Raw genomic sequence first — 18,823 nt, 5'->3', positions numbered from 1 at the left:
GTCTGCTCGGCGGGCCCGCTGGCCGCGCGGCGGCGGCGGACGGTCTCGCGCAGCGCGCCGGCCTGCGGCAGGTGCGGCTCGGCGGCGGCGTGCACGACGGCGTCGACCCAGCCTTCGACCAGCGCGAGCGCCGTCTCCAGGCGGGCGAGCGCGGCCTTCTGCTCGGGGGTGTCCTCGGGCTGGAGCAGGCCGCCGGCCAGCGCCTCCTGGAGCGCCTCCGGGTTGCTCGGGTCGAGCTGGCCGACCAGCTCCTCCATCCGCGAGGTGTCGACCTTGATACCGCGGGCGTAGGCCTCGACGGCGCCCAGCAGGTGGGCCCGCAGCCACGGCACGTGGGCGAAGAGCCGCTGGTGGGCGGCCTCGCGCAGGGCGAGGTAGAGCCGGACCTCGTCGGCGGGCACGCTCAGGCCCTCGCCGAACTCGGCGACGTTCTGCGGCAGCAGCGCGGCCTTGCCGGCCGGGGCGAGCGGCAGGCCGACGTCCGCGGAGCCGACCACCTCGCCGGCGAGCGCGCCGAGCGCCTGGCCGATCTGGGTGCCGAACATGGCGCCGCCCATCGAGCGCATCATGCCCATCAGCGGGCCGGCCATGGCCTGCATCTCCTCGGGCAGGACGCCGCCCATGGCGTTGCCGACCCGCTCGGCGACCGGGTCCACCAGGTCCTTCCAGACCGGGAGGGTGGCCTCGATCCACTCGGCGCGGCTCCAGGCGACGGCCGTGCCGGCGCCGGACGGGAACTCGGTGGAGCCGTCGAGCCACAGGTCGGCCAGGCGGACGGCCTCGGCGACGGCGGAGCGCTCGGCCGCGCTGACCGAGCGGTCCTTGCTCTTGCCCTCGGCGGGCTCGGCGACCACGGTCTGGCGGGCGATGTTCTTGGCGAGGTCCCAGTTCACCGGGCCGCCCTCGAACGAGAGCATCTGGCCGAGCTGCTGGAACGCGGCGCCGAGGTCGCCCGGGTTCATGCCGCCGAACATCGCGGCGAAGGGGTTGTCGGCACCGGCGCCGCCGGGGCCGCCCGGGGCGCCGGGCATGCCGAAGATCGCGCCGAAGGGGTTGCCGCCACCGAAGCCGAAGGGCTGCGGGCCGCTGCCGGACTGCTCCTGGTCCTTCTTCTTCTGCGCGTCGTCGGGCTTGGCCTTGCCGTCCTCGGGCTCCTCGGGCGGAACGCCGAATCCGAAGGGAAGGTCGCTCACGGGGTCCTCGATCCGGTCGGCCGTCATGCGGGTGTGGCGGGAAAGTCTGCGCCCGGGGCGGCGGCGGAGCGGGGAACTCGGAGGCGGCTCCCGCGCGGCAGGCCCGCGCCGGGTGCACCGCCGGGCCTTCGCCTCGGGCAGGATGGACGTACGTGACACACGTCCGTACGCACATAAAGCTAACCGTGGAGGATGGCCGGTGAGTTCCCCGCCCTCGGACGTTCGCTCTGGGCTGACCGGAGGAGAGGACGCGTCGGACACCACGGCGTCGCCGCCTCCAGCCTACGGCGGACGGCCGCTGACCGTGGCGGTCACCGGTGCCGCGGGCGTCCTCGGAGAGCGGGTCGCCGCCCGGTTGGTGGCCTCCCCGCACGTGCGGAAGGTCCTCGCGGTGGACGACCGGCGCGGTGACGTGCCGGGCGTGCACTGGCGGGTGCTCGACGTGCGCGACCCGGCGGTGGCCGAGCGGCTGGCCGGCGTCGACGTGGTGGTGCACCTGGCGATGGACTTCGGCATGGAGTCCGACGCCCGGGCCCGCAGCGCCTACAACGTGCGCGGCGCCCAGACGGTGCTGACCGCGGCCGCGGCCGCCGGGGTGAACCGGGTGGTGCTGTGCACCTCGGCGATGGTCTACGGCGCGCTGGCCGACAACGAGGTGCCGCTGGCGGAGGACTCCGAGCTGCGGGCCACCGAGGAGGCCTCGCTGGTCGGGGACCTGCTGGAGATCGAGCGGCTGGCCCGCCGGGCGCCGCGCGCCCACCCGGGCCTGCAGGTGACGGTGCTGCGCCCGGCCGTGGTGGTGGGCCCCGGCGTGGACACCGTGCTGACCCGGCACTTCGAGGCGCCCCGGCTGCTGGTGGTGGCCGGCTCCCGGCCGTGCTGGCAGTTCTGCCACGTGGACGACCTGGCGGCGGCGCTGGAGTACGCGGCGCTGGGCCTGGTCGAGGGCGAGGTGACGGTCGGCTGCGACGGCTGGCTGGAGCAGGAGGACGTCGAGCGGCTGTCCGGGATCCGGCGGATGGAGCTGCCGGCCTCGCTGGCGCTCGGCACCGCGGCCCGGCTGCACCGGCTGGGCCTGACCCCGGCCCCGGCCGGGGACCTGGCGTACACGATGTACCCCTGGGTGGTGTCCGGCAGCCGGCTGCACGAGGCGGGCTGGCGTCCGGCGCACACCAACGAGCAGGTGCTGGCCGAGCTGCTGGAGCAGGTGTCCGGCAAGCACGCGGTGGCCGGGCGCCGGCTGGGCGGCAAGGAGGCGGCGACCAGTCTGGGCGCGGCCGGGGCGACGGTGGCGCTGGTCGGTACGGCGGCGCTGGTGCGCCGGGCCCGCAAGCGGCGGCGGTTCTGACCGGCCGGAGCTGTTCGGCCGGTTACGTAAGGCCGGTCCGGCCGCCGGTTCGATCGGCCGCGTGGATCGGTCGACAGGCGGCACTTCTCACGATGCGAAATTCCCCCGTCGTGATGCGGAAAGAACTTGCCCCGCACCGTCCCGGATGGGCAATCATGGGGGCATGTCCGAGAACCACGACCCCATCCGGCTGCTCGCCGTCCGCGACACCCCGCTCTCGCTGGACGAGGTGTACGAGGCGGTCGGCGACGACGCGGCCGGCGGCACCACCGTCTTCGTCGGGACGGTCCGGGACCACGACGGCGGCAAGTCCGTCGCCGCGCTGGAGTACAGCTGCCACCCCACCGCCGAGCAGGAGATGCGCCGGATCGCCGAGAAGGTGGTCGCGGACTTCCCGGTCCGGGCGCTCGCCGCGGTCCACCGGGTGGGCCGGCTGGAGATCACCGACAAGGCGGTGATCGTCGCCGTCTCCTGCGCCCACCGCGGCGAGGCCTTCGCGGCTGCCCGCCGACTGATCGACGACCTCAAGCACGAGGTGCCGATCTGGAAGCACCAGGTCTTCTCCGACGGCGAGGAGGAGTGGGTCGGCGCCGGCGGCTGCTGACGGCGGCCGCGGAACGGCGGTGCGCCGGAACCGACGGGCACGGTTCGCGCGTCCGTCCGGTCAGGCGCGCCGGGGCCTCACTCCAACGGGTCCGCGGCGGCGCTCCGAATACTCCCTGGAAGTGAGCCGATCGGCCGTCCCGTAACCCGGACGGCGCCGGCCGCGTTGTCCGCCGGAGTGGTTAATCTGCTCATAGACACGACGAGCTGGGAGTACTGGTATGGGTGTGCTCGCCTGGTTGATCATTCCGGTTGTCGCCGTCCTGGTCGCCGCCCTCTGGGCGGGGTGGGCCCAGCGGGCCCCGCGGGCCACCGGTGACCCGGCCTCACTCGCCGAGCACCGGCGCTTCATGGCCGCCATGGAACGCACCACCGCGGGCGCGGCCGCCCCCGGTGAGGGCTCCGGCAGGTAGCCCGGCGGGCGTCCTTTCCGGCGCGTCCCGTACTGTCGAGGCATGCCACGCCGCTCCGCGACGATGCTCGCTGCCACCCTGCTGCTCATAGCGCTGCTCTGCGTCTCGGTGCTGATGAAGGTGCCGTACACGGAGATGAGCCCGGGGCCGACGTACAACACGCTCGGCAGCCAGGGCGGCAAGCCGGTGATCAGCATCAGCGGGCACGAGTCGTACCCGACGAGCGGTCACCTCAACATGACCACCGTCCAGGTCACCGGGGCCAAGTACGAGCCCAGCCTGGTCAACGCGGTGGTCGGCTGGCTGCGGGACGACGTGCTGGTGGTGCCGCACGACAACGTCTACCCCAAGGGGCAGTCGGACGCGGAGGCCAAGAAGCAGAACGCCGAGGAGTTCGCCTCCTCCGAGGACAGCGCCCGCACCGCGGCGCTCAAGCAGCTGGGCATCCCGGTCGGCAGCGAGCTGATCGTGAAGTCGGTCACCGCGGGCGCCCCGGCCGAGGGCCGGCTGCACGCGGGCGACCAGATCGTGGCGGTGGACGGCACGCCGGTCGGCTCGGTCGAGCAGGTGGTCGCGGCCGTCACCAAGCACAAGCCGGGCGAGTCGGCGGTCTTCACCGTCGTGCCGCGGGTCAAGGACGCGAACGGCGCCGCCGCGGCCGGCGGGAGGACCGACGTCGCCGTCCCGACCGTACGGGCCAAGGACCTCGACCCGAAGGCCCCGGCCGAGCGGGCCGAGCTCGCGGTGGTGGGCATCGGCACCGGGATCCGGCACACCTACCCGTTCCAGATCGACATCGGCCTGCAGGACGTCGGCGGCCCGAGCGCCGGCCTGATGTTCTCGCTCGGCATCATCGACAAGCTGACCCCGGGCGGCGACCTCACCGGCGGCAAGTTCGTGGCCGGCACCGGGACCATCGACGACGACGGCAAGGTCGGCCCGATCGGCGGCATCTCGATGAAGCTGATCGCCGCCCGGGACGCCGGGGCCGAGTACTTCTTCACCCCGTCCTCGAACTGCGCCGAGGCGAGCAAGAACGTCCCGTCCGGGCTGACCCTGATCAAGGCGGAGACGCTGGACGGCGCGCTGAAGTCGCTGGAGCAGGTCCGCTCCGGGCAGACCTCCGCGCTGCCGTCCTGCGCCGCCCCTGCCAAGTAGCCACCGAGTAGCCGCCGAACAGCGGCCGGGCGGCCGCCGCCGGGCGAGGGCGTCAGGCGAAGGTCGCCAGCAGCGCGTCGGTCAGGCCGGGCACCAGGTCGGGGCCGGTCAGCACCTCGCGGGCGACGTCCTTGGACCGCAGCCGCAGGGCGATCTCCTTCTTGCCGTCGCGGAGCACCGCGGCGGTGATCCGCACCTCCTCGCGCTTGGGGTGGTTGGCCACCCACTCGGCGAGCTGGGCGTCGCTGGCCCCGCGCGGGCGGGACTGCTCGGCGCCCGGCGGCAGCATCAGGCGCTCGACGACCAGGGCGCAGCCGGCCACCGAGTCGGGCCAGGCGATGGTGCCGAGGAACTTGTCGAGCTCCATGCCGGCCGGCAGCTCGTCCTGCTCGATCGGGGTCAGGCCGGCCTCGTCGCCCTCGGCGAGGCCGAGCTGCTTGGCGATCTTCGGGTTGGCCTTGCGCAGGGCGGCGCTGTCCACCAGGGCGAACAGCCGGGCCGGGAGGTCCCAGCCGAGGGTGGCGGCGTACTCGTCGATCTCCAGCGCGGCCCGGGTCAGCGGGGTGGCGGCCGGGAGCGTGGAGACGTCGTCGGGGGAGTTGTTCTGAGAAGACGCGTCGGACATGCCTCAATCCTCACACGCCGGGCGGGCCGCGCTCGCCGGGCGGTTCGCGCTCGCCGGGCGGTTCGCCGGGAGGCGGCCGGCCGGGCGGCGGGAGCCGCGGCGGGGACGGCCGGCGGCGGTCGGGCGTCGTAACCGTCTGCTAACGGTGGGAACTCGGCCAAAGCCTGGTTAAGTTTCTCTGACGACCGACCCCATTCAGACGACACAGCCGAGGTGCCACCGTGGTCTTCCAGATGCCCGAACGCTCAGGGCCGGGTTTCCGGCGCAGGGTAGGCCCGCCCTCCCGGCGGGCGCGGGTGGCCCTGCTGACCCTGGGCGTGCTCGCGGTGCTCTTCCTGCTGTTCGTCATGTTCGCGGGCTTCTGGACGGACTGGCTGTGGTTCAGGTCGGTCCACTTCTCCTCGGTGTTCACCACCCAGCTGTGGACGAAGATCGGCCTGTTCGCGGTGTTCGGCCTGCTGATGGCGGTGATCGTCGGCTTCAACATCTGGCTGGCGCACCGGCTGCGGCCGCCGCTGTCGGCGATGTCGGTGGAGCAGCAGAGCCTCGACCGCTACCGGGCCGGCTTGGCGCCGTTCAAGCGCTGGGCGCTGGTCGGCATCTCGCTGGTGATCGGCCTGGTGGCCGGTGCCGCGGCCTCCGGCCAGTGGCGGACCTGGCTGATGTGGACGAACTCGACCTCCTTCGGTGAGAAGGACTCGCAGTTCGGCATGGACGTCTCGTTCTACGCCTTCGACCTGCCGTTCTACGAGTTCGTGCTGGGCTTCGCGTTCAGCGCGGTGATCGTCTCGCTGCTGACCTCGGCGCTGGTGCACTACCTGTACGGCGGGCTGCGGCTGCAGGGCCCGGGCCGCCGGGCGAGCGCGGGCGCGCAGGGGCACCTGGCGGTGCTGCTGGGCGTGTTCGTGCTGCTGAAGGCCGTCGCGTACTGGCTGGACCGGTACGGGCTGGCGGTGAAGACCGGCTCCTACAAGGGCGTGTCCGGCTGGACCGGTCTGCGCTACGTGGACGCCAACGCGTTCCTGCCGGCCAAGACCATCCTGTTCTTCGTCGCGATCATCTGCGCGGTGCTGTTCTTCCTGACCCCGATCCGCCGCACCTGGGCCCCGGCCCTGATCGGCCTGGGGCTGATGGTGCTGTCGGCGGTGCTGATCGGCGGGCTGTACCCGGCGATCGTGCAGCAGTTCCAGGTCAAGCCGAACGAGCAGGCCAAGGAGACGCCGTACATCCAGAAGAACATCGACGCCACCCGCCAGGCGTACGGGATCGCGGACGCGCAGACCACCCAGTACACCCCGCAGGGCACCACCAGCCCCGAGGCGCTCGCGCCGGACGCGCAGACCGTCGGGGACATCCGGCTGCTGGACCCGAACGTGGTCTCGCCGGCGTTCCAGTCGCTGGAGCAGCAGCGCAACTACTACGCCTTCCCGACCACGCTGGACGTGGACCGCTACGGCACCGGGCAGGGCAAGCAGGACAGCGTGATCGGCCTGCGCGAGCTGGACCTCAACGGCGTGCAGCGCAACTGGATCAACGACCACTTCAAGTACACCCACGGCTACGGCGCGGTGGTCGCCAAGGGCAACCAGGTCGACGACAAGGGCCAGCCGGTGTTCACCGAGTCGGGCCTGCCGGCCACCGGCAACCTGGGCGACTACCAGCAGCGGATCTACTACGGCGAGAAGACCACCACGTACTCGATCGTCGGCGGCGCGAACAAGGAGATCGACTACACCGATCCCAAGACCGGCCAGAACGCCGAGTACACCTACACCGGCGGCAGCGGGGTCTCGCTGGACAACCCGCTGACCCGGGCCGCGTACGCGGTGCGCTTCGCCGAGCCGCAGATCCTCTACGCGGGGGCGATCAGCGACGGCGCCAAGGTGATCTACAACCGGACGCCGAAGGAGCGGGTGGAGAAGGTCGCGCCGTGGCTGTCGATCGACGCCGACCCGTACCCGGTGGTGCAGGACGGCCGGGTGCTGTGGGTGCTGGACGGCTACACCACCTCGGACGGCTTCCCGTTCTCCTCGAAGACGACGCTGGGCGCCGCCACCAAGGACTCGCTGACCAACCAGCGCGGTGAGCTGCTGAGCGCCGCCAACCAGGTCAACTACATCCGCAACTCGGTCAAGGCCACGGTGGACGCCTACACCGGCGAGGTGAAGCTCTACCAGTGGGACGAGAAGGACCCGGTCCTGAAGACCTGGATGAAGGCCTTCCCGGGCACCGTCGAGGCGAAGGCGGACATCCCGCGGACGCTGCTGCCGCACCTGCGCTACCCGCAGGACATGTTCAAGGTGCAGCGCGACCTGCTCGGCCAGTACCACGTCACCGACGCCAACTCCTTCTTCAACGGCAGTGACATCTGGCAGGTCCCGGTGGACCCGACCAGCGACACCAAGCAGGTCCAGCCGCCGTACTACGTGACGGTGCGGATGCCGGACACCGGCGCCGCGAGCTTCTCGCTCACCAGCACCTTCGTGCCCAACCAGCGGCCCAACCTGGCGGCCTTCATGGCCGTCAACGCGGACCCGGGGGACGACTACGGGAAGATCCGCATCCTGAAGATGACGGGCGAGAGCGGCGCCCCCGGCCCCGGCCTGGTGCAGTCGAAGTTCAACTCCCGCCAGGAGGTGGCCTCGCAGATCTTCGCGCTGAAGAGCGGCGGGGACGCCGAGCTGGAGTACGGGAACCTGCTGACCCTGCCGGTCGGCGGCGGGCTGCTCAACATCGAGCCGGTGTACGTGCGCGGCCGCGGGGCCAAGTACCCGACGATGCAGAAGGTCCTGGCGGTGTACGGGGACGACAACGTGGCGTTCGAGGACACCCTGGAGGCCGCGCTGAAGAAGGTGTTCGGCGGGGCGCCGCCGGCGACCACCCCGACCGTGCCGTCCACGCCGGGCACCGGGACGGCTCCGACCACCCCGACGGCGCCCGCCACGCCGGCGCCGGGCGGGACGATCTCGCCGGAGCTCCAGAAGGCGATCTCGGACGCGCAGAAGGCGTACAACGACAGCCAGGCCGCGATCAAAAACGGCGACTGGGTGGCCTACGGCAATGCCCAGAAGGCGCTCGGCGACGCGCTGAAGGCCATCTCGGCGGCCGGCGGCGGCAGCCCGGCGCCGGCCCCGACCGGCACTCCCGCCCCGGGGGCCACCGGCGGCGGATCGCCGAGTCCGCAGCCGTAGCCGCTGAGCTGCGGCAACCGTTTTCCGTTCCACCCCGCGTCCGTGCTAGGGTTCAACTACCGACGCGGGGTGGAGCAGCTCGGTAGCTCGCTGGGCTCATAACCCAGAGGTCGCAGGTTCAAATCCTGTCCCCGCTACAAAGGCCAGAGGCCCGGAGGATCTTCCTCCGGGCCTCTGGTGTTTCCCGCGCCGTTCTCCTCCGGAAGCGGCGGGAACCGCTCCGGTACTATCGACCGTCGCCAAGAGGGACGGCAGCGGGGTTTGTGGGGTTGAAGTGTCGGGAAATCGACAAAGCGCCGAAGCAATTTCGTCGGCTTCGGGTCGGCCCCGCCGGAATTCGGCCGGGGCAGGTGTACGCGGGTACTGGGTGATGCGACGATGGGACACATGGGGGACGGTGCGCGGCTGCTGACCGGCCGTCGGGTCCGGCGCCTCTCCTGGGAGTCCCCCCGGCCGCGGGCCGGGGCACGATGCCGCGACACTCTGGGGGAGCGGGAGTCGGCATGAGGCTGATCGGCAAGTCAGGCGCCAAGTCCTCGGCGGCCGCCGAGGCGGACACCGACGCCTGGGCGGAGAGCACCGCCAGCCGCCCCGGGGCCCTGCCCGCCCAGCGCACCAGCGGACTGTCCGAGCGCCCCCCGGCCCCGGGCTACGGGCCGGACAGCCTGGTCCACGTGTCGACCCGTCAGTTCGCCGCCGCCGTCGGCGCGTACGGGGAGCAGCCCGGCGGGGAGCCGGCCGCCGGCGCCGCGCTCGACCCGGCCGGCCTGGACGCGACCAGCTTCGAGACCGCCCTCGCCGCCCGCGAGTCCGCCGCTCTGGAGGCCCGCCACCGGCAGGCCGCCGACGGCGGGGACCCGGACGCCGCCTGCCGGCTCGGCACCCTGCTGCTGCGCCGCGGGGAGCTGGAGGACGCCGAGCCCTACCTGCGCGCCGCCGCGGCGGCCGGGGTGCGCGCCGCCGCCAACAACCTCGGCGTGCTGCTGCACCAGCAGGGCCACCGGGCCGAGGCCGGCCAGTGGTGGCGCCAGGCGGCGGTGGCCGGCAGCGCGCCGGCCGCGCACGCGCTCGGGCTGCAGCTGCGCGACCAGGGCGAGGAGGAGGCCGCCGAGTACTGGCTGCACTTCGCCGCCGACCACGGCCACCCGCTGGGCGCCTACGCCCTGGGCGACCTGATGGAGCACCGGCGGGACGTGCGCGCCGAGCGCTGGTTCAAGGTGTCCGCCGACGCCGGGCACCGGGAGGCCTCCTACCGGCTGGCCCGGATGCGCGAGGCCGCCGGGGACAAGGAGACCGCCGAGACCTGGTACCGCACCGCGGCCGCCCGCAGCCACGCCCGCGCCGCGCTGCGGCTGGGCGTGCTGCTGGAGGAGCGGGCCCGCACCGACCGGTCGCTGCTGGACGAGGCGGCCCGCTGGTACCGGCAGGCCGCGCAGAACGGGGAGCCGCGCGCGGCCTGCGCGCTGGGCTTCCTGCTGCGCGACTCCGGGGACCTCGCGGCCGCCGCCGAGTGGTGGCAGGAGGCCGCCGAGGCCGGGGACGGCAACGCCGCCAACGCGCTGGGCGCGCTGCACGCGAGCCGCGGCGAGGCCGCCGCGGCCGAGCGCTGGTACCGCGCCGCACTGGACGCGGGCGACCAGAACGGCGCCTTCAACCTGGGCCTGCTCTGCGCCGGCACCGGCCGCGAGCAGCAGGCCGAGCAGTGGTACCGCCGGGCCGCGTACGCCGGGCACCGGGAGGCCTGCAACGCGCTGGCGGTGGTGCTGCTGCAGCGCGGCGACGAGTCCGGCGCCCAGCCGTGGTTCTCCAAGGCGGCCGAGGCCGGCAGTGTGGACGGCGCCTTCAACCTCGGGGTGCTGCACGCCGGGCGCGGGGAGCAGCGGCAGGCCCACGAGTGGTACGCGCGGGCCGCGGCCGAGGGGCACGGCGAGGCGGCCCTGCAGCTCGCGGTGGTCCAGGAGCAGCGCGGCAACCTGGCCGGGGCGCTGGAGCGCTACCGGCAGGCGGCGGCGGGCGGTTCGGCCGAGGGCGCGTTCCGGCTGGCCTCGGTGCTGGACCGGCGCGGGGACGCGGACGCCGAGGCCGAGCACTGGTACGCGGTGGCGGCCGACGCCGGGCACCGCCGGGCGCAGGTGCGGATGGGTGTGCGGGCGGCCGAGCGCGGGGCGCTGGAGATCGCCGAGAGCTGGTACCGGCGGGCGGCCGAGGCGGGCAGTCGCAGCGCGGCGTTCAACCTGGGGCTGCTGCTGGCCCGGCAGGACAGCGAGGCGGAGGCGATGCTCTGGTACACCCGGGCCGCGGACGCCGGGCACGGCCGGGCGGCGCTGCGCCTGGCGCTGCTGGCGCTGCGCCGGGGGGAGCCGATGCAGGCGGAGAACTGGTGCCGGCGGGCGATCGACTCCGGGCCGGCCGAGGTGGCGGAGCGGGCCGGGCGGCTGCTGGGCGCGCTGAACGCGGAGCTGAGCGCGTAACTCCCCGGCCGGGGGCGCCGGTTCGACGCCCTGGTCGGGTCGGCGGGTGAAGGTCCCGGTCAGGGGCGGCAGTTCGGGCACAGGCCGCGGTAGGTGACCTCGGCGGCGGTGATCGTGAAGCCGAAGCGCTCGGCGGCGGGGAGGGCGGCGAGCGGGTCGCCCTGCGGGTGGACGTCGCGGATCGCGCCGCAGCCCGAGCAGACCAGGTGCTGGTGGGCGCGGTGCGCGTTGGGGTCGTAGCGCTTGGCGCGGCCGTCCGTGGCGACCTCCAGGACCTCGCCGAGGCCGACGAGTTCGCCGAGGGTGTTGTAGACGGTGGCGCGGCTGATCTCCGGCAGGCGGGCCGTCGCGCGGGCGTGCACCTCGTCCGCGGTGAGGTGGACGTGCTCGCCGTCCAGGACCTCGGCCACGACGCGGCGCTGCGAGGTCAGCCGCCAGCCTCTCGCGCGCAGTCTCTCCAGCAGGTCGCTCATGCCATCCAGAGTAGGTCAGGCTCTGAGATTGGTTCCAGTGTTGACTTGGACAAAGTCCAAGTTAGGATCGTGTCATCAAGACCGGATACCGCGGAGGCACTCCCATGACGACCCAGGACGAGCTGCGCCCGACCCTGACCACGGAGGCGGGTGCCCCCGTCGCCGACAACCAGAACACCGAGACGGCGGGCGTCGGGGGCCCGGCGCTCATCCAGGACCAGCTGCTGTTCGAGAAGCTCGCGCGCTTCAACCGCGAGCGCATCCCGGAGCGCGTGGTGCACGCCCGCGGCGCCGGCGCGTACGGCACCTTCACCGTGACCGCCGACGTGACGCCCTGGACCAGGGCGGCGTTCCTGTCCGGGATCGGCAAGCAGACCGAGGTCTTCGCCCGCTTCTCCACCGTGGCCGGCAACCTCGGCGCGGCCGACGCGGTGCGCGACCCGCGCGGCTTCGCGCTGAAGTTCTACACCGAGGAGGGCAACTACGACCTCGTCGGCAACAACACCCCGGTGTTCTTCATCAAGGACGCCATCAAGTTCCCCGACTTCATCCACACCCAGAAGCGCGACCCGTACACCGGCTCGCAGGAGGCGGACAACGTCTGGGACTTCTGGGGCCTGTCGCCCGAGGCCACCCACCAGGTGACCTGGCTGTTCGGCGACCGCGGCATCCCGGCCTCGTACCGGCACATGAACGGCTACGGCTCGCACACCTACCAGTGGCAGAACGAGGCCGGCGAGCACTTCTGGGTGAAGTACCACTTCAAGACCGACCAGGGCATCCGCAACCTCACCCAGGCCGAGGCCAACACCCTGGCCGGCGAGGACCCGGACAGCCACCAGCGCGACCTGCGCGAGTCGATCGAGCGCGGCGAGTTCCCCAGCTGGACGGTCCAGGTCCAGATCATGCCGGCGGCCGACGCGGCGGACTACCGCTTCAACCCCTTCGACCTGACCAAGGTCTGGCCGCACGCCGACTACCCGCCGATCGAGATCGGGAAGCTGGAGCTCAACCGCAACCCCGACAACGTCTTCGCCGAGGTCGAGCAGTCGATCTTCTCCCCGGCGCACTTCGTGCCCGGCATCGGCCCGTCCCCGGACAAGATGCTCCAGGGCCGCCTGTTCTCGTACGCAGACGCCCACCGCTACCGGGTCGGCATCAACGCCGACCACCTGCCGGTGAACCGCCCGCACGCCACCGAGGCCGAGAACTACGGCCGGGACGGCTACCTGTACGACGGGCGCCACGGCCGCCGGAAGAACTACGAGCCGAACAGCTTCGGCGGCCCGGTGCAGACCGGCCGTCCGCTGTGGGCCGCGACCGCCGTCGACGGTGCCACCGGCACCCACGTCGCGCCCTCGCACGCCGAGGACGACGACTTCGTGCAGGCCGGCGACCTGTACCGGCTGTTCTCCGAGGAGGAGAAGCAGCGCCTGATCGGCAACCTGGCGGGCTTCATAGCCAAGGTCTCCGCCGACCGCGAGGACATCGTGGAGCGGGCGGTGGACAACTTCCGCAAGGCCGACGCCGACTTCGGGCAGCGGCTGGACGCGGCGGTCCGGGAGCTGCGCAAGCAGTAGGCGGACCGGTGAAGCGGCGGCCCCCTCGACCGGCTCCCACCGGTCGAGGGGGCCGCACCATGACGCGCCCGGGACGGATCAGACCGAGAGCCGGCGCAGGGCCTCCTCGTGCAGCAGGCCGTTCGAGGCGACGGCGTCGGCGCCGCCCGGGCCGGGCACGCCGTCCAGGCCGGTGAAGCGGCCGCCGGCCTCCTCCACGATGATGCAGTTGGCCGCCATGTCCCACAGCGACAGCTCGGGCTCGGCGGCGATGTCGACGGCGCCCTCGGCGACCATCATGTAGGACCAGAAGTCGCCGTAGGCGCGGGTGCGCCAGCAGGCCCGGGTGAGGTCCAGGAACGGGTCGAGGCGCCCGCGCTCCTCCCAGCCGGTGAGCGAGGAGTAGGAGAAGGACGCGTCCTCGATCCGGGAGACGCCGGAGACGTGCAGCCGGGAGGCCTTGGCCAGGCTGCGGCCGCCGAACGCGCCCAGGCCCTTGGCCGCCCACCAGCGGCGCTGGAGCGCGGGCGCGGAGACGATGCCGACCACCGGGCGCTCGACGCCGTCCGGGCCGTCCTCCAGCAGGGCGATCAGGGTGGCCCAGACCGGGACGCCGCGGATGTAGTTCTTGGTGCCGTCGATCGGGTCGATCACCCAGCGGCGCGGGCCCGAGCCCTGCAGGCCGAACTCCTCGCCGAGGACGGCGTCGCGCGGGCGGGCGCGCTGCAGCACGCTGCGCACCAGCTCCTCGGCGGCCTTGTCGGCGTCGCTCACCGGGGTGAGGTCGGGCTTGGTCTCGATCTTCAGGTCGAGGGCGCGGAAGCGCTCCAGGGTGACCGAGTCGGCCGAGTCGGCGAGGACATGGGCGAGTCGGAGGTCGTCGTGGTAATCGGCCATGCCCGAAACCCTAGCCCAGCCGGAGCCCCTGGCTCAGTGGGCCGTGCCGCTCAGCTGGAGGCCGATGACGCCCGCGATCACCAGCGAGATCGACACCAGCTTGAGCACCGAGCTGGTCTCGTCCAGGAAGACCATGCCGTAGATCGCGGTGCCGGCCGCGCCGATGCCCGTCCACACCGCGTAGGCGGGGCCGACCGGCAGGCTCTTCAGGGAGAGGGTGAGCAGGCCGAAGCTGCCGAGGGCGAACACGCAGAAGCTGATGGTGGGCCAGAGCCTGGTGAAGCCCTCACTGAGCTTGAGGTTGATCGCGAAGCCGGTCTCCAGCAGGCCGGCCAGGACCACCAGGGCCCATGCCATCCGTGCCCTCCCTGTCGATCGACGGTCGGACCGGATACGGCCCGACTTTCCTATGATCGCCAGGCGAGCCCGCTCCGACACCTCGAACGGGCCACCAACCCAGGGGAAGACGGACCCTAGTCCGCCTCGCCCTCCTTGCTGGCCAGCAGGCGGCGCAGCGAGTAGAGCCGGGCGGCCTCGGCGTGGCCGTCCGCGACCCAGGCGTCCAGCGCGCAGTCCGGCTCGTCGTGGCTGCACGCGCGCGGGCAGTCGACGGTGCCGGGCTCCAGGTCGGGGAAGGCGTGGATGACCCGGGACGGGTCGATGTGCGAGAGGCCGAAGGAGCGGAAGCCGGGCGTGTCGATCACCCAGCCGGGGTTCAGCGCCTTCTTCGAGCCCGGCTTGGCGCCGGGCGGCGGGGGCAGCCGCAGCGCCAGGGCGGAGACGGTGGTGTGCCGGCCGCGGCCGGTGACCGCGTTGACGTGCCCGGTCTGCCGCTGGCGGTCCGGCACGAGCGCGTTGACCAGGGTGGTCTTCCCGACGCCGGAGTGGCCGATGAACACCGTGGACAGGCCGCGCAGGTGCTCGCGGACGGCCTCCGCGCCGGTGGTCTCCAGCTCGTCGCGGCGGGTGACCACGTAGGTGATGCCCAGCGAGGCGTACGAGTCCAGCAGCGTCGAGGCCGGGGCGAGGTCGGACTTGGTGAGCACCAGCAGCGGCTCCATGCCCGCGTCGTACGCCGCCACCAGGCAGCGGTCGATCAGCCGGGGGCGCGGTTCCGGGTCGGCCAGGGCGGTGACGATGGCCAGCTGCTCGGCGTTGGCGACCACGATCCGCTCGTACGGGTCGTCGTCGTCCGCGGTGCGCCGCAGCACCGAGCTGCGCTCCTCCACCCGGACGATCCGGGCCAGGGTGTCGGCGTCCCCGGAGAGGTCGCCGACCAGGCTGACCACGTCGCCGACGACGACGCCCTTGCGGCCCAGCTCGCGGGCCTTCATGGCGACGACCTCGCGCTCCTGCTTCGTCCCCGGGTCGACCAGGCAGGTGATCCGGCCGCGGTCGACGGTCAGCACCATCGCCTCGGCGGCGTCCTCGTGCTTGGGCCGGATCCTGGTCCGCGGCCGGGAGCCCCGGCGGGCCGGGCGGTTGCGGATGTCGTCCTCGTCGGCGTCCTTGCCGTAGCGGCGCATGTGCTCAGTCTCCGCTCAGACGCCCGCCGCCGCTTCCGCCGCTTCGCCGAGCAGTTCGGCCCACATCCCCGGGAAGTCGGGCAGGGTCTTGGCGGTGGTGGCCACGTTCTCGACCTCCACGCCGGGCACGGCGAGGCCGAGCACGGCCGCGGCGGTGGCGAGGCGGTGGTCCTCGTAGGTGTGGAAGACACCGCCGCGCAGCGGGCGCGGGCGGATCCGCAGGCCGTCCTCGGTCTCGGTGACGTCGCCGCCCAGGTCGTTGATCTCCTTGGCGAGCGCGGCGAGCCGGTCGGTCTCGTGCAGGCGCAGGTGGGCGATGCCGTACAGGTGGGACTCGGAGTCGGCGAGCGCGGCGACGGCGGCGATCACCGGGGTGAGCTCGCCGACGTCGTGCAGGTCGGCCTCGATGCCGTGGATCCGGCCGGTGCCGGTGAACTGGAGGCCCTCGTCGGTGAACTCGCAGGCGCCACCCATCCGGGTGTAGATCTCGCGCAGCTGGTCACCGGGCTGGGTGGTGTGCCGGGGCCAGTCCCGCACGGTGACCCGGCCGCCGGTGACCAGGGCGGCGGCGAAGAACGGCGCGGCGTTGGAGAGGTCCGGCTCGACCACCAGGTCGCGGCCGAGCAGGGCGCCGGGGGTGACCCGCCAGACGTCCTTCTCGCCGCCGTCCTCGGGGGCGTCGACCTGGGCGCCGGCCTTGCGCAGCATCTCCACGGTCATCCGGATGTGCGGCAGCGACGGGACCGGGCCGCCGACGTGGCGGACCTCGATGCCGTGGTGGTAGCGGGCGCCGGAGAGCAGCAGGGCGGAGACGAACTGGGACGAGGAGGAGGCGTCCAGCTCGACCGGGCCGCCGTCCAGCGAGCCGGTGCCGTGCACGGTGAGCGGGAAGGCGCCGCGGCCGCCGTCCTCGATCCGGGCGCCGAGCGCGCGCAGGGCGTCGATCACGCCGTGCTGGGGGCGCTCGTAGCAGCGCGGGTCGCCGTCGAAGTGCACCGGGCCGTCGGCGAGGACGGCGAGCGGGGGCAGGAAGCGCATCACGGTGCCGGCGTTGCCGACGTCGATGGAGGCGGGGCCGAGCAGCGCGGGGGCGGGGATGACCCGCCAGGCCTCGCCGCCGCCGGTGCCGCCGGAGTCGTTGTTGACCTTCTCCTCGATGGTGACCCCGAGGGCGCGCAGGCCGTCGGCCATCAGCTGGGAGTCGCGGCTGCGCAGCGGGCGGCGCACCCAGCCCGGCCCGTCGGCGAGTGCCGCCAGCACCAGGGCCCGGTTGGTGACCGACTTGGAGCCGGGGATGGTGACGGTGGCGTCGACGGGGCTGGTCGCGACGGGGGCGGGCCACAGGGTCTCGGTCATGGGGCAAGTCTAGGGGCCGTACGGGAACGGTTCGGGCGGACTGTGATTCGCTCGCTCGCCTCCGGGGCGCTCGGACCCGGTGCCGGCGCGGCCCTTCGGCTCGGGCGGGTGGGGCTAGGCCAGCGGCTGGAGGAGCCAGGCGGCGCCGAGGGCGAGGCAGGCGAGGGCGACGAGCAGGAAGACGGTGACCCAGGCGAGGGCGGGGACGTGGGTGAGCCGGGCGAGCTGGTCGGCGTCGGAGTCGCGGGCCCAGCCGGTCCGGCGCTGGTGCTGGAGCTCCAGGACGGGCCGGACGGCGCCGAAGAGCAGGAACCAGCAGCCGAGGTAGGCGAAGCCGGCCTGGACCTCGGCGCTGCCGAACCAGGAGACCGTGAAGAAGGCGCCGCCGGCGACCAGCACGGACAGGAAGCCGAAGGCGTTGCGGATGCGCACGAGCAGGGCGAGCAGCAGCGCGATCGCCAGCCAGAGCAGCAGGGTGATCCGGTCGGCGGCGAGCAGGGCGGCGCAGCCGAGGCCGAGCAGGGCGGGGGCGGTGTAGCCGGCGGCGGCGGTGAGGACCATGCCGGGGCCGGTGGGGCGGCCGTAGGAGAGGGTGAGCCCGGAGGTGTCCGAGTGCAGCCGGATGCCGGCCAGCTTGCGCCGGGTGGCGAGGGCGGCCAGGCCGTGGCCGCCCTCGTGGGCGATGGTCACGGCGTTGCGGGCGACGTGCCAGAGCGGCCGGGCCAGGACGGTGAGCAGGGCGGCGGCGCCGGTGGCCAGCACCAGCCAGCCGGGCGGGGCGGTCTGGGTGCCGGTCACCTGGTTCCACAGGTCGCCGAAGGTGTGCTGGTTCGCGTTCATCGGTGTCTCCTGCCTCCGTCCGCCGCACTGGGCCGTCGCGTTGGGCCGTTCGGGGCAGCCTCCCATGCGGGGACGGTTGGGCGGGGGCGGTCGGTTCTGGTCCGGGGCCGGGGAGGTCCCGGAGTGCGGCGGCATGGCAAGCTGGCCCGCATGTGCGGTCGGTTCGCAGCCAGCAGCAAGCCCGAGGACGTCGTCGAGCTGTTCGGCGTCGAGCACTGGGATCCGGCGGAGACCCTGGCCCCGAACTGGAACGTCGCGCCGACGAACAGCGCCTTCGTGGTGCTGGAGCGGTTGGGCCGGGAGGAGCCGCGGCCGGTGCGGCAGCTGCGGGTGCTGCGCTGGGGGCTGGTGCCGCAGTGGTCGAACTCCGCCGAGACGGCGGTGAAGATGATCAACGCCCGGTCGGACACGGTGCACGAGAAGCCCTCGTACCGGCAGGCCTTCGCCGCGCGCCGGTGCATCCTGCCGGTGGACGGCTACTACGAGTGGCAGACGGTGCCGGGCGAGCGCGGCAAGGCGCGCAAGAAGCCGTACTTCGTCTCCCGGGCGGACGGCGCCCCGCTGGCGCTGGCCGGGCTGTACGAGTTCTGGCGCGACCGGGCGGTGCCGGCCGGGCACCCGGAGGCCTGGCTGGTGACGTTCACCGTCGTCACCACGGACGCCGAGGAGGCGCTGGCGCCGATCCACGAGCGGATGCCGCTGTTCCTGGACCGGCGGGACTGGGACGAGTGGCTGGACCCGCGGCTGACCGACCCGGACGCGCTGCGCCGGCTGCTGGTGCCCCCGCCGCCGGGCGCGCTGCTGGCCACCCCGGTGTCGCCGGCGGTCGGCAGCATCCGCAACAACGGCCCGGAGCTCAAGGAGCCGTGGACCGAGGTCGAGTACGAGACCACCCTGTTCTGAACCTCCTGGAGTCGCCGCGATGAGCACCACCGAACCGGTCCCCACCGAACCGGTCCCGACCGAACCGGTCCCCACCGAACTGGTCCCCACCGAGGCCGGGGAGGCCCGGATCAGCTACCACCGGGCCGCGGAGCCCCGGGCCGTGCTGGCGCTCGGCCACGGCGCGGGCGGCGGGATCGAGGCCCGCGACCTGGTGGCGCCCTCGCGGATCTGGTCCGGAGCCCCCGGGGGCAGGTCCTGCGCCAGGCCGCCCGGCCGGACGTAGCC

16 protein-coding genes, 1 tRNA gene and 1 pseudogene are annotated in these 18,823 nt (G+C 73.4%); 10 read left to right on the top strand and 8 right to left on the bottom strand.

What is annotated here, in order from left to right:
- On the bottom strand, positions 1-1,193 hold a 1,193-nt coding region (locus ABZW03_RS19585), incomplete at its 3' end, for a zinc-dependent metalloprotease (RefSeq protein ID WP_355259492.1).
- 199 nt (positions 1,194-1,392) lie between these two features.
- On the opposite strand from ABZW03_RS19585, the gene ABZW03_RS19580 reads away from it, so the two are divergent.
- From ABZW03_RS19580 to ABZW03_RS19565, 4 genes are all read left to right on the top strand, one after another.
- Positions 1,393-2,541, top strand: coding sequence for an NAD-dependent epimerase/dehydratase family protein (locus ABZW03_RS19580; protein WP_355259489.1), 1,149 nt, complete (start codon positions 1,393-1,395; stop codon positions 2,539-2,541).
- Between the two features lie 163 nt (positions 2,542-2,704).
- A complete protein-coding gene (locus tag ABZW03_RS19575; protein WP_355259487.1) occupies positions 2,705-3,145 on the top strand; it encodes a molybdenum cofactor biosynthesis protein MoaE in 441 nt (146 codons plus the stop codon).
- Positions 3,146-3,383: 238 nt separating this feature from the next.
- Positions 3,384-3,557, top strand: a complete 174-nt coding sequence (locus ABZW03_RS19570; RefSeq protein ID WP_234348548.1) for a hypothetical protein — start codon at positions 3,384-3,386, stop codon at positions 3,555-3,557.
- Between the two features lie 42 nt (positions 3,558-3,599).
- Entirely contained in the window at positions 3,600-4,715 is a 1,116-nt protein-coding gene (locus tag ABZW03_RS19565; protein ID WP_355259484.1) for a PDZ domain-containing protein, read from the top strand.
- Positions 4,716-4,767: 52 nt separating this feature from the next.
- Here the strand turns inward: ABZW03_RS19565 and ABZW03_RS19560 are convergent, their stop codons facing one another.
- The gene (locus ABZW03_RS19560) at positions 4,768-5,340 is read right to left on the bottom strand and encodes a PPA1309 family protein (RefSeq protein WP_355259481.1); all 573 of its coding nucleotides are present in this window, start codon (positions 5,338-5,340) and stop codon (positions 4,768-4,770) included.
- A 233-nt stretch (positions 5,341-5,573) separates the two neighbouring features.
- Here ABZW03_RS19560 and ABZW03_RS19555 point away from each other — a divergent pair, with 233 nt between their 5' ends.
- The 3 genes from ABZW03_RS19555 to ABZW03_RS19545 all read left to right on the top strand — a co-directional run bounded on the left by ABZW03_RS19555 (position 5,574) and on the right by ABZW03_RS19545 (position 11,002).
- On the top strand, positions 5,574-8,531 hold the full coding sequence (locus ABZW03_RS19555; RefSeq protein WP_355259478.1) for a UPF0182 family protein: 2,958 nt from the start codon (positions 5,574-5,576) through the stop codon (positions 8,529-8,531).
- A gap of 63 nt (positions 8,532-8,594) precedes the next feature.
- A tRNA-Met gene (locus tag ABZW03_RS19550) sits at positions 8,595-8,668 on the top strand.
- Positions 8,669-9,034: 366 nt separating this feature from the next.
- Positions 9,035-11,002: a tetratricopeptide repeat protein gene (locus ABZW03_RS19545; RefSeq protein ID WP_355259475.1), complete on the top strand. Its 1,968-nt coding sequence runs from the start codon at positions 9,035-9,037 to the stop codon at positions 11,000-11,002.
- A 59-nt stretch (positions 11,003-11,061) separates the two neighbouring features.
- Here ABZW03_RS19545 and ABZW03_RS19540 read toward each other — a convergent pair whose 3' ends face one another.
- A complete protein-coding gene (locus ABZW03_RS19540) occupies positions 11,062-11,475 on the bottom strand; it encodes a Fur family transcriptional regulator (protein ID WP_355259472.1) in 414 nt (137 codons plus the stop codon).
- A 104-nt stretch (positions 11,476-11,579) separates the two neighbouring features.
- On the opposite strand from ABZW03_RS19540, the gene ABZW03_RS19535 reads away from it, so the two are divergent.
- The gene (locus tag ABZW03_RS19535; protein ID WP_355259469.1) at positions 11,580-13,055 is read left to right on the top strand and encodes a catalase; all 1,476 of its coding nucleotides are present in this window, start codon (positions 11,580-11,582) and stop codon (positions 13,053-13,055) included.
- Between the two features lie 78 nt (positions 13,056-13,133).
- Here the strand turns inward: ABZW03_RS19535 and hisN are convergent, their stop codons facing one another.
- From hisN to ABZW03_RS19510, 5 genes are all read right to left on the bottom strand, one after another.
- On the bottom strand, positions 13,134-13,931 hold the full coding sequence (hisN, locus tag ABZW03_RS19530) for a histidinol-phosphatase (RefSeq protein WP_355259466.1): 798 nt from the start codon (positions 13,929-13,931) through the stop codon (positions 13,134-13,136).
- Positions 13,932-13,964: 33 nt separating this feature from the next.
- On the bottom strand, positions 13,965-14,288 hold the full coding sequence (locus tag ABZW03_RS19525; RefSeq protein WP_355259463.1) for a multidrug efflux SMR transporter: 324 nt from the start codon (positions 14,286-14,288) through the stop codon (positions 13,965-13,967).
- A gap of 116 nt (positions 14,289-14,404) precedes the next feature.
- Positions 14,405-15,457, bottom strand: a complete 1,053-nt coding sequence (gene rsgA, locus ABZW03_RS19520; protein ID WP_355259460.1) for a ribosome small subunit-dependent GTPase A — start codon at positions 15,455-15,457, stop codon at positions 14,405-14,407.
- A gap of 15 nt (positions 15,458-15,472) precedes the next feature.
- Complete coding sequence (aroA, locus tag ABZW03_RS19515) at positions 15,473-16,813, bottom strand: 3-phosphoshikimate 1-carboxyvinyltransferase (RefSeq protein WP_355259457.1); 1,341 nt, start codon at positions 16,811-16,813, stop codon at positions 15,473-15,475.
- Positions 16,814-16,927: 114 nt separating this feature from the next.
- Positions 16,928-17,653, bottom strand: coding sequence for a M50 family metallopeptidase (locus ABZW03_RS19510; RefSeq protein ID WP_355259454.1), 726 nt, complete (start codon positions 17,651-17,653; stop codon positions 16,928-16,930).
- 150 nt (positions 17,654-17,803) lie between these two features.
- Here ABZW03_RS19510 and ABZW03_RS19505 point away from each other — a divergent pair, with 150 nt between their 5' ends.
- Complete coding sequence (locus ABZW03_RS19505) at positions 17,804-18,556, top strand: SOS response-associated peptidase (protein WP_355259451.1); 753 nt, start codon at positions 17,804-17,806, stop codon at positions 18,554-18,556.
- A 19-nt stretch (positions 18,557-18,575) separates the two neighbouring features.
- Positions 18,576-18,755: pseudogene (locus ABZW03_RS19500) on the top strand (hypothetical protein); the annotation flags it as partial.
- Positions 18,756-18,823: the final 68 nt, after the last annotated feature.

Origin of the sequence: Kitasatospora sp. NPDC004799 (assembly GCF_040609095.1) — a bacterium.
Lineage (GTDB): Bacteria > Actinomycetota > Actinomycetes > Streptomycetales > Streptomycetaceae > Kitasatospora.
This window is presented reverse-complemented; position numbering and strand designations above follow the sequence as displayed.